This window comes from Actinomadura napierensis (genome assembly GCF_039529375.1).
In the GTDB taxonomy this organism is placed as follows: Bacteria; Actinomycetota; Actinomycetes; order Streptosporangiales; family Streptosporangiaceae; genus Spirillospora; species Spirillospora napierensis.
Genome location: NZ_BAAAMR010000165.1, coordinates 1 through 16,032, shown reverse-complemented (window position 1 = coordinate 16,032; position 16,032 = coordinate 1). Strand labels below are relative to the sequence as shown.

Annotated in this window: 15 protein-coding genes; 5 read left to right on the top strand and 10 right to left on the bottom strand. The window is 74.7% G+C overall.

Going from position 1 to position 16,032, the window contains the following annotated elements:
* From ABD296_RS45955 to ABD296_RS45945, 3 genes are all read left to right on the top strand, one after another.
* Nucleotides 1-1,223: PP2C family protein-serine/threonine phosphatase (locus ABD296_RS45955; RefSeq protein WP_344283605.1), on the top strand; the 1,223-nt coding region annotated here is incomplete at its 5' end.
* A 44-nt stretch (nt 1,224-1,267) separates the two neighbouring features.
* The gene (locus ABD296_RS45950; protein ID WP_344283602.1) at nt 1,268-2,188 is read left to right on the top strand and encodes a 5'-3' exonuclease; all 921 of its coding nucleotides are present in this window, start codon (nt 1,268-1,270) and stop codon (nt 2,186-2,188) included.
* Nucleotides 2,189-2,557: 369 nt separating this feature from the next.
* Entirely contained in the window at nt 2,558-3,295 is a 738-nt protein-coding gene (locus tag ABD296_RS45945; RefSeq protein ID WP_344283599.1) for a Crp/Fnr family transcriptional regulator, read from the top strand.
* A 69-nt stretch (nt 3,296-3,364) separates the two neighbouring features.
* Here the strand turns inward: ABD296_RS45945 and ABD296_RS45940 are convergent, their stop codons facing one another.
* The 7 genes from ABD296_RS45940 to nirB form a co-directional block, all read right to left on the bottom strand.
* On the bottom strand, nt 3,365-3,553 hold the full coding sequence (locus ABD296_RS45940) for a hypothetical protein (protein ID WP_344283596.1): 189 nt from the start codon (nt 3,551-3,553) through the stop codon (nt 3,365-3,367).
* A gap of 104 nt (nt 3,554-3,657) precedes the next feature.
* Nucleotides 3,658-4,545: an amidohydrolase family protein gene (locus tag ABD296_RS45935; RefSeq protein WP_344283594.1), complete on the bottom strand. Its 888-nt coding sequence runs from the start codon at nt 4,543-4,545 to the stop codon at nt 3,658-3,660.
* Nucleotides 4,546-4,560: 15 nt separating this feature from the next.
* Nucleotides 4,561-5,082, bottom strand: a complete 522-nt coding sequence (locus tag ABD296_RS45930) for a gamma carbonic anhydrase family protein (protein WP_344283591.1) — start codon at nt 5,080-5,082, stop codon at nt 4,561-4,563.
* A 10-nt stretch (nt 5,083-5,092) separates the two neighbouring features.
* Nucleotides 5,093-5,686, bottom strand: a complete 594-nt coding sequence (locus ABD296_RS45925) for a TetR/AcrR family transcriptional regulator (protein ID WP_344283588.1) — start codon at nt 5,684-5,686, stop codon at nt 5,093-5,095.
* 32 nt (nt 5,687-5,718) lie between these two features.
* Nucleotides 5,719-7,164, bottom strand: a complete 1,446-nt coding sequence (locus ABD296_RS45920; protein ID WP_344283585.1) for an MFS transporter — start codon at nt 7,162-7,164, stop codon at nt 5,719-5,721.
* 85 nt (nt 7,165-7,249) lie between these two features.
* Nucleotides 7,250-8,722, bottom strand: coding sequence for an FAD-dependent oxidoreductase (locus ABD296_RS45915; protein ID WP_344283582.1), 1,473 nt, complete (start codon nt 8,720-8,722; stop codon nt 7,250-7,252).
* Nucleotides 8,719-11,223, bottom strand: coding sequence for a nitrite reductase large subunit NirB (gene nirB, locus ABD296_RS45910; protein WP_407061582.1), 2,505 nt, complete (start codon nt 11,221-11,223; stop codon nt 8,719-8,721). Before nirB ends, ABD296_RS45915 begins: the two co-directional genes overlap by 4 nt.
* 295 nt (nt 11,224-11,518) lie before the next feature.
* On the opposite strand from nirB, the gene ABD296_RS45905 reads away from it, so the two are divergent.
* Nucleotides 11,519-12,493, top strand: a complete 975-nt coding sequence (locus ABD296_RS45905; protein ID WP_344283579.1) for a DUF3068 domain-containing protein — start codon at nt 11,519-11,521, stop codon at nt 12,491-12,493.
* A 100-nt stretch (nt 12,494-12,593) separates the two neighbouring features.
* A complete protein-coding gene (locus ABD296_RS45900) occupies nt 12,594-12,953 on the top strand; it encodes a hypothetical protein (protein WP_344283576.1) in 360 nt (119 codons plus the stop codon).
* A gap of 18 nt (nt 12,954-12,971) precedes the next feature.
* On the opposite strand, the gene ABD296_RS45895 is transcribed toward ABD296_RS45900, so the two are convergent.
* The 3 genes from ABD296_RS45895 to ABD296_RS45885 form a co-directional block, all read right to left on the bottom strand.
* Nucleotides 12,972-14,231, bottom strand: coding sequence for a beta-ketoacyl-[acyl-carrier-protein] synthase family protein (locus ABD296_RS45895; RefSeq protein ID WP_344283573.1), 1,260 nt, complete (start codon nt 14,229-14,231; stop codon nt 12,972-12,974).
* 198 nt (nt 14,232-14,429) lie between these two features.
* Nucleotides 14,430-15,314 (bottom strand): 5-deoxy-glucuronate isomerase, encoded by an 885-nt coding sequence (gene iolB / locus ABD296_RS45890; RefSeq protein ID WP_407061581.1) that lies wholly within the window; start codon nt 15,312-15,314, stop codon nt 14,430-14,432.
* Nucleotides 15,311-16,032, bottom strand: a 722-nt coding sequence (locus ABD296_RS45885) for a Cgl0159 family (beta/alpha)8-fold protein (protein ID WP_344283567.1), incomplete at its 5' end; no start/stop codon positions are given. The genes iolB and ABD296_RS45885, both read right to left, overlap by 4 nt.

Here is a 16,032-nt window from a genome sequence, read left to right as displayed (position 1 = left end):
CGGCCGCGGCGCAGGCCGCCGAGGCCGCCGCGGACCCCGCCGACCCCGGCGACCAGGTCGACCTCGCCGCGCCGCTCGCGCTCGCGCAGCGGCTCGGCGACCTCGGCTGGGCCCGCTGGGACCTGGCCACCGGCGAGGCCCGCTGGTCCGCCCGGCTGTACGAGCTGTTCGGGCGGGACCACGCGGCCGGGCCGCCGCCGCTCGACCGGCTCACCGACCACGTCGTCCCCGCCGACCTGCCGCACGCCGAGCACCTCATGCGCACCCTGCTCGCCCGGCGCGAGCCCGCCGACGTGGAGCTGCGCGTCCGCGCCGGGGACACCGTCCGGCACCTGCGGGTGATGGCCGAGCCCGTCTTGGACGCGGACGGCGAGCCGGCCGCGCTCCATGTCGTCTTCCAGGACGCCTCACCGCGGCACCGCGACGAACTGATGGCCGCGACCTACCTGCAGCTGGCGCGCCGGCGCCGCCGCGTCGCCGAGGATCGGCACACCGCCGTGGAGATCCAGCGGGCCCTGCTGCCGCTGCCTCGCGGCTCCCGCGAGCTGCCCGGGCTGCGCGCCGCCGTCCGCTACCTGCCCGCGTGCAGCGAGACGCGGGTCGGCGGCGACTGGTACGAGGCGACCGCGCTGTCGGGGGACGAGGTGTTCCTGGCGATCGGCGACGTGTCCGGGCACGGGCCGCCCGCCGCGGCCGCGATGGCGCGGGTCCGGGGCGCCCTCAGCGGCCTGGCGTGCACCGGCGCGCCCCCCGACCGGCTGCTGGAGTCGCTGAACCGGATGCTGCTGAACCGGATGCCGCTGGAGGCTCCGGCGCGCGGGCGGGACCGGCCGCTGACCGCGGGCGCCGTCGCCGCCCGCTACGAGCCGGGCCCTCGCGTGCTGACCTGGGCGCGGGCCGGGCACCCGCCGCCGCTGCTGCTGCGCGACGGCGCCGCGGAGCTGCTGGAGGCGCCCGAGGGCGTGCTGCTCGGCGCGCTCGACGCCCCGGACCTGGAGTCGGTCATCACCCGGCTGCACCGCGGCGACCTGCTGCTGTTCTACACCGACGGCCTCGTGGAGCGCCGCGACCGCGACCTCGCCGACGGGTTCCGGATGCTGCTCGCCGCCGCCCGGGAGCGGCCGGGCGCCGGGCCCGACGCGGTCATCGACCACGTGCTGCGCTCGCTCGGCGCCGCCAATCCCGACGACGACACCTGCGTGCTCGCCGTCCAGGTCGTCTGACGTGTCACGGCGGGGATGTCGGGGCCGCGTGGGAGCATGAGCCCATGAGCGGGCTGATGCTGCTGGACACGCCGTCGTTGTACTTCCGCGCCTTCTACGGGGTGCCCGAGTCGGTGACGGCGCCGGACGGGACGCCGGTGAACGCCGTCCGCGGGCTGATCGACATGATCGCCCGGCTCGTCCAGGACCGCTCCCCCGACCGCCTCGTCTGCTGCATGGACGCCGACTGGCGGCCGGCGTTCCGGGTCGAGGCGCTCCCGTCCTACAAGGCGCACCGGGTCGCCGACGACGGCGGCGACCAGACCCCCGACGCGCTGGAGGCGCAGCTGCCGGTCATCGACGAGGTGCTGGACGCGGTCGGGCTCGCCCGCGTCGGCGTCGCGGGCTACGAGGCCGACGACGTCATCGGCACCCTCGCGGTGCGGGGCGCGGCAGACGGCCCGGTCGACATCGTCACCGGCGACCGCGACCTGTTCCAGCTCGTCGACGACACCAGCCCGGTGTCGGTGCTGTACACCGCGCGCGGCATCCGGAACCTGCAGGTGATGGACGAGGCGGAGGTGGCGGCCAAGTACGGCATCCCCGGCCGCGGCTACGGCGACTACGCGACGCTGCGCGGCGACCCCAGCGACGGGCTGCCGGGCGTGCCGGGCGTCGGCGACAAGACCGCCGCCGCGCTGATCACCCGGTTCGGGTCGGTCGACGGCATCCTGGCGGCGCTGGACGCGGGGATCACCGACGGGTTCCCGGCGGGCGCCCGCAAGCGGATGGAGGCGGCGCGGGAGTACCTCGCGTCCGCCGAGACGGTGGTCCGGGTCGTCACCGACATCGACGCGCCGGAACTGGCGAAGCTGGACGACCGGCTGCCCTCCGAGCCGCGGGACGCCGAGGCCCTGGTGGAGCTGGCCGACACCTGGAACCTCTCCAGCCCCGTCAACCGGCTGTTGAACGCCCTCGCCCGCTAGCCCCCGGCGGGGCCGGGAGCACCCTCGGGTCTCGGCGCGGAGAAATCTCGGCTGCAATTTTCCCCGAAAGTGTCAGAAGACGCAGACGCGGCGTGTCCGGGCGCGCAGCATATGGCTCAATGAGGGGTTCTCCTAGGGACATGCGGAGAGCACGCACGCCGCCGCGGGACGGGCGATGACGGCCGTCGACCGGGCACCGGGTCCGGCCGCGGCGGCCGCACGAGCGGACCGGTATCCGCGGCACTGGGCCTCACCGCCCCACTCCCCCCATCTGCCGCGGATACCGGTTCACCGGCCGGCGCGCAGCAGCGCGCGCCGGCGGACCGTCCCGACCCGTGAGCCCGGCGGGGCTCGGAAAGCCGGCACCCCGTGAACACCAGGACCCCACCGCGCGGCGGCATCGCCGCACCCTCCCCGGCCGGCCGCGGCGACGGCTTCTGGCCCGAGCTGGACCCGGCGCAGCGCGCCGCCCTCGAGGCGGCGGCGCGGCCGCGCAACTACCCGGCGCGGGCCCCGCTGTGCTACCAGGGCGAGGACTCCGACCACATCATCGTCATCCGGTCCGGCTGGGCGAAGGCGACGTCGTCCACGCCGGACGGCCACGAGGTCGTGCTGGCCGTGCGCGGCCCCGGCGACCTGGTGTGCGAGAGCGCGGTGCTCGGCAGCCGGCAGCGGTCGGCGACCGTGACGGCGCTGACCGCCGTCCGCGCGCTGGTGGTGCCGGCGGCCCGGTTCACCGCGTTCCTGGACGCCCATCCCGGCGTGTGGCTGCTGGTCAGCGGCACGTTCGTGCGCCGGCTGGACGACGCGGACCGGCGGGTGCAGGCGAACGTGTCCGCGCAGGGGCCGCGGCGGCTGGCGATGCTGCTGTCGCATCTGGCCGATCTGTCGGCGCGGTACTCCCCGCCCGCCGCGGACGGCTCGGTCGACATCGGGCCGCCGCTGTCGCAGGAGGAGCTGGGCAGCTGGATGGACGCCTCCCGCGAGACCGTCGCCCGCGCCCTCGCGGTGCTGCGCCGCGCGGGCCTGGTGCGGACGGGCCGCCGGAAGATCACGGTGGTGGCCCCGGACGCCCTGCGCGGGTTCGCGCGGGAGATCGGCGAATGACGCGGCCCGATGCCTTTACATTGTAGATTTCTTAGTGGGACGCGCACCGCCACCGCGATGCGAGGGCGATCAGCGGCGCCGGCGGCGGCGCGTGTAGTGGCGCCAGTCCGTGCCGGTGCCGACGCCGGCGAAGTGCAGCGAGAGCAGCAGCAGGCCGAGGACGGTCAGCGTCCCGTTGTTGATGGCGTCCGACGACACGTCGGCCAGGTCGAACAGCAGGGCGAGCGCGAAGACGATGGCGGCGACGATCGCGAGCATGGCGGCCTCCGGTGGGGGTCGGGGAGCGCCGGGCGCCCCGCGGGTACCGGCCCGATCACCGTTCGCGCGCCCGTGAAACCGCTTTCCCTTTTCGGACGTCCGGATCAGCCGCCGGTGTCGCGTCCTGAATCCGGTCCGGCTGCGATTCCGGGGTAGATCCGCATCGCGTTGCCGCCGAGGACGAGGGACACGGTCTCCTCGTCCAGGCCGAGGCCGGCGATGGCCCGGGCGTTGCGGGCGATGCCGGGGACACCGGGCCAGTCGGTGCCGAAGACGAACTTGCGCGCCAGCCGTTTCAGGTCGTACCGGGCGTAGTACTCGGGGAGGCGGCGGGGCGGCAGCCCCGACAGCTCGATCCAGACCTCCTCGCGGGACAGCGCGAGGAACGCGGCGGCGTCGTACCACCAGCCGCGGCCGCCGTGCGCGAGCACGAACGTCAGGCCCGGGAAGTGGCGGAGCACGTCGTCGATCGGCGTGGGGTCGGCGTACCGGTTGGCCGAGCCGGGGAACGAGCTGGTGCCGCAGTGCACGACGACCGGGACGCCCGCGTCCCGGCACACCGCGTAGGCCGGGTACAGGTCGGGGTCGGCGACGCTGAACCCGCCGTGCACCGGATGCAGCTTGAGCGCGACGGCGCCGAAGCCGAGCTGGCGCTCCAGCTCGGCGTCGATCGGGTAGTGCAGGTGCGGGTTGAGGTTGGCGATCGGCTTGAAGCGGCGCGGGTTGTGCTTGAGCAGCGGCACCAGGTCCTCGATGGGCTGGTAGCCGGTGGTCTTGGGGCTGTACTCGCACAGCAACAGCGCGACGTCCACGCCCTCGGCCTCGAAGTAGGCGTCGACGCGTGCGGGGACGAGGGCGCCGGAGTCGTCGTAGAGGTCCTGCCAGGGGTGCGCGGAGCCGAACTCCTCGGCCCACTGCCGCCATGCCGGGGGCAGGGTCGGCAGCCGCGCGGTGTGGACGTGGGCGTCGATGAGCGGCCGTCCGTCGAGCATGTGCGCCTCCCCGCGTCAGTCCCGGATCAGCTCGAGCTCGGCGGCGTAGCGGCGGCCGTTGGCGACGTACATCGCGACGGCCTCGGCGTGCCACCCCTCGTCGATGCCGCCGGGCCTGGGCTTGGCCGGGACGCCGAGGGCGGTGTGCCCGGACGGGACGACGGCGCCCTCGGTGACGACGGCACCCGCCCCCACGACGGCGCCGGTCCCCACGCGGACGCGGTTGAGCACGACGGAACCGGACCCGATAAGGCAGCGGTCCTCGACGACGCAGCCCTCGAGGTGGGCGTTGTGGCCGACGACGCAGTCGGCGCCGATGACGGTCGGCCACTCCTCGGTCGTGTGCACGACGGTGGCGTCCTGCACGGACGTGCGGGCGCCGACGGTGATGGAGCCGTAGTCGCCGCGCAGCACGGCCCCGGGCCAGACGGTGGCGCCCTCGCCGAGCGTCACCGACCCGATGACGGTCGCGGCCGGATGGACGTACGCGGTCGGATGGATGTCGGGTTCCTGGTCACCCAGGGCGTAGACGGCCATGCGGCGGAGCCTACCGGCCGGTCCCGGCCGGGCCGCCGCCGAGGGCGCCCAAGATCGTCGAGACGAGCGCCTCCGCGGCCTGCGCGGCGTCCAGCCGGCCCTCGTCGACCTCCTGCGCGGCGGCGTGCATCAGCGAGTAGACCGCGGTGGCCTGCCAGCCGGGCGGCGCGGCGGCGGAGAACGCGCCCTCCTCGCGGCCCCGCCGCAGCAGGCGTTCGAGGCGGGCGAACACGGCGGCGTGCCGGTCGCGGACCCGTTCGGGGCCGAGCACCCGCAGCGCGACCACCAGGACCGTCCGCTGCCGGTCCAGGACCCGCCAGGACGAGCGGACGAGGCGCGCGAGGGCCTCGTCCGCCCGCCCGGCGTCGATGTCGACGGCGCCGAGGACGGCGTCGGCGTCGGCGAGCGACCGGTCGAACAGGGTGTCCACCAGCTCCTCCCGGGACGGGAAGTGCCCGTAGAGGGTGACCCGCCCGACCCCGGCCGCCTTGGCGATCTCGGTCATGCTGGCCGAGGGGTCGCGGCCGAGCCGGGCGAGCGCGGCGTCGAGGATGGCCTCGATGTTGCGCTCGGCGTCGGCGCGGCGGCGGGTCGCGGAGGTCATGGGGCCAGCGTAGAGGCTCGGCGGGCGCCGGCTCAGTGCGCGAAGACCGGGCCGTCGCCGGGCTCGGGCCGCCCGGACGGGACGAGGGCTAGCGCGAGGACCGCGACGGCGGCGGCGATCACACCGAACACCGTGAAGGCGGTGTGGAACCCGCCGGCCGTGCGCCCGCCGATGCTCGCGCCGGCGAGGGCGGTGGCGAGCGCGACACCGAGGGCGCCGCCGATCTCGTGGCCGGTGTTGACGACGCCGGAGGCCAGGCCCGCCTCCGCGTGGCCGATGCCGTTCATCGCGGTCGTGGTGGCGCACACGAATCCGGCGCCCACGCCGAGCGACAGCAGCACGAAGCCGGGCAGCACGTCCGGCCAGGCGTGGCCGCCGGCGGGGACTCCGGACAGCAGCAGCGCACCGGCCGCCGCGACCGCGAACCCGGCCGCGGCGACGGGCCGTCCGCCGATCCGGCCGACCAGGTGGGACGCGAGGTGCGCGCCCGTGATCGTGGCGACGGCGGCCGGCAGGAAGACCAGGCCCGTCTTCACCGCGGAGAAGTGCAGCAGGTTCTGCAGGTACTGCGAGCACAGGAAGAACCCCGACAGCAGCAGCACCGACGCCGAAACCATCAGCGCGTTGCCGGAGGCGATTGTCCGGCGCCGTAGCAGGCCGGGCGGGACCAGCGGCGTCCGCACGGTCCGCTCGATCAGCACGAAGGCGGCCGCGAGCAGGACGGCGGCCCCGATCGGGACGAGCGCCGACGCCGCGTCCCAGCCGTCCTCCCCCGCCTTGACCAGGCCGTAGATGAGCGCCGCGGCGGCGAGGGTGGCGGTGACCGCGCCGCCCGGGTCGAGCGGCCCGCGCACCGGCGGCACGGACGGGACGGTCCGCGGCACCAGGGCCAGCACGGCCAGCCCGACGGGGACGTTGACGAAGAACACCCATTCCCAGCCGGGTCCGCTGGTGAGCAGCCCGCCGACCAGCACGCCCACGGCCGCGCCGGTGCCGCCGATGGCCGCCCACACGCCGAGGGCGCGGTTGCGCTCGGGTCCGCGGAAGGTCGTGGTGACGATCGACAGCGCGGCCGGGGACAGCAGCGCGGCGCCGACGCCCTGCGCGGCGCGCCCGGCGATGAGCACTCCCCCGGTCCCGGCGAGGCCGGAGACCAGTGACGCGGTGGTGAACAGGGCGAGCCCGAGCAGGAGGGCGCGCCTGCGGCCGAGCGCGTCGGCGAGCCGCCCGCCGAGCAGCAGCAGGCCGCCGAAGCACAGCGAGTAGGCGGTGACGACCCAGGTCTGGCCGCCGCGGCCGAGCGCGAGGTCCGCGGCGATCGAGGGCAGTGCCACGTTCACCACGGTGATGTCGATGATCAGCATGAACTGGGCGACGCACAGCAGGGCGAGCGCCCGCCACCGGCGGGGGTCGGCGTGCGGCGCGCCTGGGTGCGCGCCGGGCGGGTGCGCCGAGGGGCTCGGGGCGTGGTCGTGCATGACGGCTCCCAACTCGAACACCATTGTTCGGGTTAGCGTACCGCTGGACACCGGGAAACTGAACACTAGTGTTCGAGTTATCGGCTCAGGCGTCGACCGACTCCTGCTCGTCCAGCCAGGACACGATGCCCTCCAGTGCCTCCCGGCAGCTTCCGCAGCCGGTGCCGGCCCGGGTCCGCCGGGAGACCTCGTCGGCGGTGCGGGCGCCGTCCTGCCAGCAGGCGCGGATCCGCCCCTTGCTGACGTTGTTGCAGTTGCAGACCGTCGCCGCGTCCGGCATCCGCACCGGCGAGGCGGCTTCCGGGGCCCCGCCGAGCCCGGGGAACAGCAGGTCCAGCCGCTCGGACGGCAGCGGCGAGGCCCGGTCGTAGAGCTGGGTGAGCGCCCCGGCGGCGGAGGTCTCGCCGAGCAGGATCGCGCCGATCAGCCGGCCGTCCCGGATCACCGCCTTCTTGTAGGTGCCGCGCGCCGCGTCGGTGAACCGGACGACCTCGACGCCGTCGTCCTCGTCGCCGAAGTGCGTCTCCCCCATCGACGCCAGCTCGATGCCGGCCGCCTTCAGCCGGGTGATCTGCCGGGCGCCGGTGAAGCGCGCCGCCGGGTCGGTGCCGGCCAGCAGCCCGGCCAGCACGCCCGCCTGCTCCCAGGCGGGCGCGACCAGCCCGTACACCTCGTCGCGGTGCTCGGAGCACTCCCCGATCGCGCGGACGGACGGGTCGGTGACCGAGCGCAGCTCGTCGTCCACGACGATCGCCCGGCCGACCGCGAGCCCGGCGTCGCGGGCCAGCGACACCTCGGGCCGCACCCCGCACGACAGGATGACCAGGTCGGTGTCGACGACCTCGCGGCCGCCGTCCGGCAGGGCCAGCTCGACGCCGGTGACCCTCCGGCCGGCGCCGGCGCCGGCGGTGCGCAGCCCGGCCACGTTCGCCTGCACGCGGGTGCCGATGCCGAGGCTCGCGAGGGTGCGCGCCAGCACCCGCCCGGCGGCGGGGTCGAGCTGGCGTTCCATCAGGTGCCCGGCCAGGTGCAGGACGGTCACCTCCAGGCCGCGGCCCATCAGCCCGCGCGCCGCCTCGATGCCGAGCAGCCCGCCGCCGACCACCACCGCGCGCTCCGCGGTCTCGGCCAGCTCGGAGATCCGCCGGCAGTCCTCCAGCGTGCGGAACACCAGCGCGCCGCCGGGCAGCCCGTCCTCCAGGCCGGGCATCGGCGGGATGAACGCGGTGCTGCCGGTGGCCAGCACCAGCGTGCCGTAGCGGGTGACGGTCCCGTCGGAGGCGTGCACGGCGCGCGCCTCCCGGTCGATGCGGACGACCTCGACGCCGAGCCTGGCGTCCACCCCGTGCGAGGCGTACCAGGCCGCGTCGACGAGGCTGATGTGGTCCGGCCTGGTCATCCCGGCGAGGACGTTCGACAGCAGCACCCGGTTGTAGGGCCGCTGCGTCTCCGCGCCGAACACCGTGACGGGCACGCCGGGGTCGCGGGAGCGCAGCTCGCTGACGAACCGGGCCCCGGCCATCCCGTTCCCGACGACGACGATCCGTTCCCGGTTCACTTGACCTCCAAGGGCAGCAGCACGGGCTTGATCTGCTCGCGCTCGACCTCGAACTCGATGCTCGGGTCGGGGGTCTGCGGCGCGTTGACGAACGAGACGAACCGGCGCATCCGGTCGGGGTCGGCGAGGGTGTCGCGCCATTCGTCGCTGTAGCCGGCGACGTGGCGCTCCATCGCGGCGTCGAGCTCGGCGCAGATGCCGAGCCGGTCGTCCACGATGACCTCGCGGAGGTAGTCGACGCCGCCGTCCAGCGCCTCCATCCAGCTCGCGGTGCGCTGCAGCCGGTCGGCGGTGCGGATGTAGAACATCAGGAACCGGTCGATGGTGCGGATCAGCTCCTCGTCGGACAGGTCGGAGGCGAACAGGTCGGCGTGCCGGGGCCGCATGCCGCCGTTGCCGGCGAGGTAGAGGTTCCAGCCGTTCTCGGTGGCGATGACGCCGAAGTCCTTGCTCTGCGCCTCCGCGCACTCGCGGGCGCAGCCCGACACCGCCGACTTCAGCTTGTGCGGGGCGCGCAGCCCCCGGTACCGCAGCTCCAGCTGGATCGCCATCGCGACCGAGTCCTGCACGCCGTACCGGCACCAGGTCGACCCGACGCACGACTTCACCGTGCGCAGCGCCTTGCCGTAGGCGTGCCCGGACTCGAACCCGGCGTCGACCAGGCGCTTCCAGATCTCCGGGAGCTGCTCGACCCGGGCCCCGAACAGGTCGATCCGCTGCCCGCCGGTGATCTTGGTGTAGAGGCCGAAGTCGCGCGCGACCTCGCCGATCACGATCAGCTTCTCCGGGGTGATCTCGCCGCCGGGGACGCGCGGGACGACCGAGTAGGTGCCGTTCTTCTGCAGGTTGGCCAGGAAGTGGTCGTTGGTGTCCTGCAGCGCGGCCTGCTCGCCCTCCAGGATGTGCCCGTTGCCGAGGCTGGCGAGGATGGAGGCGACGGCGGGCTTGCAGATGTCGCAGCCCCGGCCCTGGCCGTGCTCCTGGACGAGCTGGGTGAAGCTGGTGACCCGCCCGCCCCGGATGATGTCGAACAGCTCGGCGCGGCTGTAGTCGAAGTGCTCGCAGATCGCCTTGCTGACCTCGATGCCGGCGGCGGTCAGCTCGGCGTCCAGGATCCGCTTCACCAGCGGGACGCAGCTGCCGCAGCTCGTCCCCGCCTTCGTGCAGCCCTTCACCGCGGCCACCTCGGTGAGCGAGTCCGCCGCGATCGCGCCGCGGATCGTCTCGGCGGTCACGTTGTTGCAGGAGCAGATCACGGTGGCGCCCGGCAGGTCGCCGCCCGCGGCCTCCGTCCCGCCGAACAGCATCTGCTCGGGGGCGCCCGGCAGGCTCCCCCCGACGTAGGCGCGCAGCGTCCCGTACGACTCGGCGTCGCCGACCAGCACGCCGCCGAGCAGGGTCTTGGCGTCGTCGCTGACGATGAGCTTCTTGTAGACGCCCGCGACCGGGTCGGTGTAGGTCACGCCGAGCGCGCCCTGGTCGGGGCCGGCGAACGGGTCGCCGAAGCTGGCGACGTCCACGCCCATCAGCTTCAGCTTCGTCGACATGTCGGCCCCGTCGAACACCGCCGTGCTCGACGGGGACAGCAGCTGGTCGGCGACCACTTCCGCCATGGAGAAGCACGGCCCGACCAGCCCGTACACCATCCCGCCGACGAGCGCGCACTCGCCGATCGCCCAGATCGCCGGGTCCTCGGTGCGGCAGGTGGCGTCGACCACGATCCCGCCGCGCTCCCCCACCGGCAGCCCGCAGCCGCGGGCCAGCTCGTCGCGCGGCCGGATGCCCGCGGAGAACACCACGACCTCGGCGTCGATCCGCGCGCCGCCGGCGAGCGCGATGCCCTCCACGGCGCCGTCCGGGCCCGCCTCCAGCCGCTCCATCGGCGCGCCCGCGTGCACCGCCATGCCGAGGGCCTCGATGTGGCGGCGCAGCATCGCGCCGCCGCCCTCGTCCAGCTGGCGCGGCATCAGCCACGGCGCGACCTCGACCACGCCGCTGCGCAGGCCGAGGCCCTGGATCGCGCGGGCCGCCTCCAGGCCGAGCAGGCCGCCGCCGACCACGGCGCCGGTCGCCCGGCCCTGCGCGTACTCGCGGATGGCGTCCAGGTCGTCGATCGTGCGGTAGACGAACACGCCGGGCAGGTCGCGGCCCTCGACCGGCGGCACGAACGGCGCAGAGCCGGTGGCCAGCACCAGCGCGTCGTAGCCGACGGACCGCCCGGCGGAGGTGGTCACGGTGCGGGCGGCGCGGTCGACCGCGGTGACCCGCTCGCCGGTGACAACGGTGACCTCGCCGCCGTGCGGCGGGTAGGCGAGGTCGGCGCCCTCCAGGTGGGTGGTCAGCGCCACCCGGTCGTAGGCGGTGCGCGTCTCCTCGCCGATGACGGTGACCGTCCACGTCCCGGCGCCGTCGCGCTCGCGCAGGGCCTCCACCAGGCGGTGCGAGGCCGGTCCGTGGCCGACCACGACCAGGTGCATGTCCGGTTCGTTGCGAGCTTCCATGCCTTGATCCTCGGCAAGGCGTATTTCCCGTATGGGTCCCGGACATCACTCCCGCGTTAACTGGCGCTCACACCCCGCCGGGGGCGCGGCGGGGCCGCTGCAGGGCCGTCTGCGCACCGCCCGCGCGCCCCGTCGCGGGGCACAAACGCCGCCCGGCGGCGGTGGGCGCCCGCACAATTTTTTACTTTCCCGACTCGACGCATTCATTTCGTCGTCTTCATGGCGGACGATGTGCGGACCGGACACCCGTCCGGCCATCGGGGGCGAGGGAGTCGGGGACGACGAGGAGACGGCATTGCGCAACGTCATCGGCATGGTGCTCACCGGGTTGGGCGCGTTCCTTCTGATCATCGCCGTGCTGGTCCGCTTCTACGTCGCCCCGCGGCTGATCGCCGCGCCGACGGACGTCTACCAGGTCACCCGGCTGAAGGCGGAGAACGCCACCTACTTCGACGCCGGGCACCTCAAGCAGGTCACCGGCGCCACGGTCGTCGCCACCAACACCGTCCGCGGCGACGTGACGTCCTCGCAGGACGGCACCGCCGTCTGGGAGTCCGCGACGGTCGTGCAGGACGCCGCGCGGGGCACCACGATCGAGATCCAGAACCAGCGGGTCGCCTTCGACCGGCGCACCGGGCGGCTCAGCACCTGCTGCGGCGCCTCCGTGGAGGGCGACGCCACCGTCCGCCAGTCGGGGGTGGGGCTGTTCTGGCCCGTGGACGCCACGAAGAAGGCCAAGCCCGTCTACGATCCGGCGACGCGCCGCCCGTGGCCCGCGGTCTTCGAGGGCAGCGAGCGCGTGCACGGCGTCCTCACCTGGCGGTTCGTCCAGCACGTCCCCTCCACCAAGGTCCCGGGCCAGAAGCTGCCCGACGTGCCCGGCGAGCTGCTCGGCCGGGGCAAGAGCAGCCCCGCGGTCGCGGTCGACCGCTACTACCAGGCGGACGCGACGTTCTGGGTGGACCCGCGCACCGGCGCACCGGTCGACCAGGAGCAGAAGGTGCTGACCACCCTGCAGCCGAGGACGGGGCCGGGACGCCTCGTCGTCGGGCAGATGGACCTGCGGATGACGCCGGAGTCGCAGAAGACCCTGCAGGACAAGTCCTCCGACGGCGCTTCGAAGATCAACCTGCTGAAGACCGCCGTCCCGGTCGGCACCGCGGCGGTCGGCGCCGTCCTGCTGGTGTCGGGCGTGTTCGTCGGCCGGGTCGGCGGGCGCCGCCCGCCGCGCAACCGGCAGCGCCGGGAGCCGCTCGCCACGGCGCACTGATACGCCCGTTAGGCGCGTGAAGGGTGGGTATGCCCGTCTGAGGCGCCGGGCCGCACGGACCGCGGCGCCGGCCGCACGGCCATGAGGGAAGGGGGACCCGATGGGCGGGCAGAACCATCCGATCCGCGGCGAGCACCGGTACGAGCAGCGGGTGACCTCGCCGGACCAGCACGAGGAGCGGGCCGGCAAGAGCCTGGTCACCACGGACCACGAGGTGATCCGGCACTGGGCCGAGGAGCGCGGCGCCGAGCCGTCCAGCGTGCCCGGCAGCGAGTACGGGGGCAGGCCCGGCCGGCTGCTGTTCGACTTCCCGGGGTACGGCGGGGAGAACCTCGAGCACGTCTCCTGGGACGACTGGTTCCGCACCTTCGACGAGCGCGAGCTCAACTTCATCTACCAGGAGCACAAGAAGGACGGGGCGCAGAGCAACTTCTTCCAGCTCGAGAACCCCGACCACTGAGGGGCGCCCGGGCGGCGCTCACGCCGGGGCGAGGACGAGCGCGGCGTCGTGCCCGCCGAACCCGAACGAGTTCGACAGCACCGGCGCCACCGGGACCGCCCGCGCCTCGCCGTGCACCACGTCGATCAGCCCGGTCTGCTCGTCCGGTCCGGCGAAGTTCGCGGTCGGCGGGACGAGCCCGGCCGCGGCGGCGCACAGCGCGACGATGGCCTCGAGCGCGCCGCCGGCGCCCAGGATGTGCCCGGTCACGCCCTTGGCGGCGGTGACGGGCGGGGCGCCGCCGACGAAGCAGCGGTCGATCGCGAGGGCCTCGGCGGCGTCGTTGCTCCGGGTGCCGGTGGCGTGCGCGGAGACGTGCCCGATGTCGCGCGGGTCCAGGCGCGCGTCGGCGAGCGCGGCGGCCATGCAGCGGGCGGCGACGCGGCCGTCCTGGCGCGGCGCGACGATGTGCGAGGCGTCGCTCGCGGCGGCGTATCCGGCGATCTCGCCGTGCACCCGGACGCCGCGGGCGGCGGCGGCATCGGCGCGTTCTAACACCAGGAACGCCGCGGCCTCCCCGACGACGAACCCGTCGCGGTCGGCGTCGAACGGGCGGCTCGCGGCGTGCGGGGCGTCGTCGCGGCGGGCGAGCGTGCCGATGCGGGCGAACGCCGCCATCACGAACGGCGTGAGGATCGCGTCGACGCCGCCCGCGACGGCGGTGTCGATGCGGCCGGCTCGGATCGCGAAGGCGGCCTCCCCGATCGCCGTCGCGCCGCTGGCGCAGCCGGTCGAGTAGGTCGGGCACGGCCCCTCGCAGCCGTGCCGGATGGAGATGTTCGCGGCCGTCGCGTTCGGCATGATCATCGGGACGGCGGGGACCGGCACCCGGTGCAGCGTCCCGGCGTGCTCGTGCCCGCCGAGCGCGACGACCGACGCCAGGTTCGCGGCGGCCGTCCCGACGAACACGCCGCGCCGCTCCGGCGCCGGCCGCTCCGCGCCGTGCAGTCCCGCGTCGGCCAGCGCGTCGTCGGCGGCGGCGACGCCGAGCCGGGTCATCCGGTCCAGCCGGCGCCGCTCGGGACGGGTGAAATAGCCCTCCTCGTCGAACGGCTGGGCCGGGCATCCGTACGAGACGGCCGTCCCCGCCTCCAGCAGTTCGGGGACGTGGACGGCCTGCGACTTCCCGGAGAAGACGGCGGCGACGACCTCGTCCGGGGCGCCGCCCGCCGGGCTCTTCACGCCGAACCCGGTGACCACCACCCGGGGAGTTCCGTCGGCCCGGCGCACAGCGGTCATCCGTCACCTCGGTCTTCTCGGAGAACGCAAGGATTCGGAAGCTAGCGGCAGGGCGCGCGCCGCCACTTGGCCCCATGGGCACATTTCCGGCAGGCGTTTTTGTCACCGTCATGCGATAACCGGTGAAACACCTGCACAGCGGTTCAGATCAGGGCATGCTGGTTCTTTTCCGCATCGCCGTAACGGGCGCCGGATCCGTCACCGGTCCCGCTCGCGTCCGGCGGCCGAGCTCATCGGCAGCCGCGCGTCCGTCGGCGACCCCTCCCAGGTGCCGCGCACCCAGGCGTGGGCCGGGTCGTCGCAGATCCGCCAGGCCCGTTCGTCGCCGGGGCCCGCCATCACGTTCAGGTAGTACAGGTCGTAGCCGGGCGCCGCCATCGACGGGCCGTGCCAGCCGTGCGGGATGAGCACGACGTCGCCGGTGCGGACCTCCTCCAGCACGTCGATCGGCCGCTCCGCCGTGCCGTAGACCCGCTGGTACCCCATGCCGCGCCGGCCGTCCGGGCCGTCCGCGACCTCGAAGTAGTAGATCTCCTCCAGCACCGACTCGGTGGCCGTCGGCTCGTCGTGCTTGTGCGGCGGGTAGGACGACCAGTTCCCGCCGGGCGTCAGCACCTCGCAGGCGATCAGCCGGTCGGCCTCGAACGCCTCGGGGGTGCAGAAGTTGTTGACCTGGCGGCTCGCCTGCCCCGCCCCGCGCAGCTCGACCGGCACCTCCTCCGCCGGGCCGTAGCGCGGAGGCAGCCGCCGCTCGCAGCGGGCGGACGGCAGCGCGAACCGGCCGCCGTCCCGCGACGACACGGTCACCGTCGCGTCGCGCGGCGCGTAGGCGAAGTCGGTCACCCGCGAGAAGACGTCGGCGCGGCCGTCCAGGCCGAACATCACCGCCGCCTCGCCCGGAATGGTGACGGTGACCCGGCAGGACCCGGCGAGCGGCAGGACGAGCGTCTCGGCGTCCCCGGTCTCGACGGACGTCTCCTCTCCCGGGCCGAGCGTCACGACGCGCAGCCCCGAGTACGTCCATCCGGCGTCCGCCGGAGCGATGTCCACGCCCATGCCCGTCCCTTCCTCACCCGCGTTCACAGGACCGCCACCGCCGCGTCGACCGCCGCCGCGACGTCCCCGCCCGGCGGGTACAGCAGGCTCCGCCCGATCACCAGGCCGCGGACGGTCGGCAGCTTCAGCGCCTCCCGCCACCCGGCGAGCGCGGCGTCCGGATCGGCGGAGACCTCGCCGCCGAGCAGCAGCGCGGGCAGCGTCGAGGCCGCCATGACCCGTTCCATCTCCGGCACCACCGGGACCTTGAGCCAGGTGTGCGCGGACGTTGCGCCGAGCCCGGACGCGATCGCGACCGCGCGGATCATCGCCTCCGGCGTCAGCACGTTGCGGATCCGCCCGTCCTCGCCGCGCGCGGACATGAACGGCTCGACCATCGCCATCAGCCCGTGGCCGGCCAGCTCGGTCACCGCGCGCCCGCACGACTCCAGCGTCCGCGCGGTGGCGGGGTCGGCGGGGTCGACGCGCAGCAGCATCTTGCCGCCGTCCAGCCCGGCCGCCGCGATCGAGGCGGCGGTGTAGGCGGTGAACCGGTCGTCGATCTCGAACGACGCGCCGGCGAGACCGCCCCGGTTCATCGACCCCAGGACCAGCCTGCCGTCCAGCGCGCCGAGCAGCAGCAGGTCCTCCAGCACGTCGGGGGTGCCGAGAACGCCGTTCACCCCCGGCCGCTCCAGCGCCGCGCACATCCGCTCCAGCAGGTCGCGCCGGTCGGCCATCGCGACCGGGTCGGGGCCGGCGGCGA

Excerpts from the sequence above, each read along its gene's own strand:
- ABD296_RS45900 (WP_344283576.1), top strand. The coding sequence starts at position 12,594 with ATGGGCGGGCAGAACCATCCGATCCGCGGCGAGCACCGGTACGAGCAG.
- ABD296_RS45930 (WP_344283591.1), bottom strand. The coding sequence starts at position 5,082 with ATGGCCGTCTACGCCCTGGGTGACCAGGAACCCGACATCCATCCGACC.
- ABD296_RS45895 (WP_344283573.1), bottom strand. The coding sequence starts at position 14,231 with ATGACCGCTGTGCGCCGGGCCGACGGAACTCCCCGGGTGGTGGTCACC.
- ABD296_RS45935 (WP_344283594.1), bottom strand. The coding sequence starts at position 4,545 with ATGCTCGACGGACGGCCGCTCATCGACGCCCACGTCCACACCGCGCGG.
- nirB (WP_407061582.1), bottom strand. The coding sequence starts at position 11,223 with ATGGAAGCTCGCAACGAACCGGACATGCACCTGGTCGTGGTCGGCCAC.
- ABD296_RS45950 (WP_344283602.1), top strand. The coding sequence starts at position 1,268 with ATGAGCGGGCTGATGCTGCTGGACACGCCGTCGTTGTACTTCCGCGCC.
- ABD296_RS45920 (WP_344283585.1), bottom strand. The coding sequence starts at position 7,164 with ATGCACGACCACGCCCCGAGCCCCTCGGCGCACCCGCCCGGCGCGCAC.
- ABD296_RS45940 (WP_344283596.1), bottom strand. The coding sequence starts at position 3,553 with ATGCTCGCGATCGTCGCCGCCATCGTCTTCGCGCTCGCCCTGCTGTTC.
- ABD296_RS45925 (WP_344283588.1), bottom strand. The coding sequence starts at position 5,686 with ATGACCTCCGCGACCCGCCGCCGCGCCGACGCCGAGCGCAACATCGAG.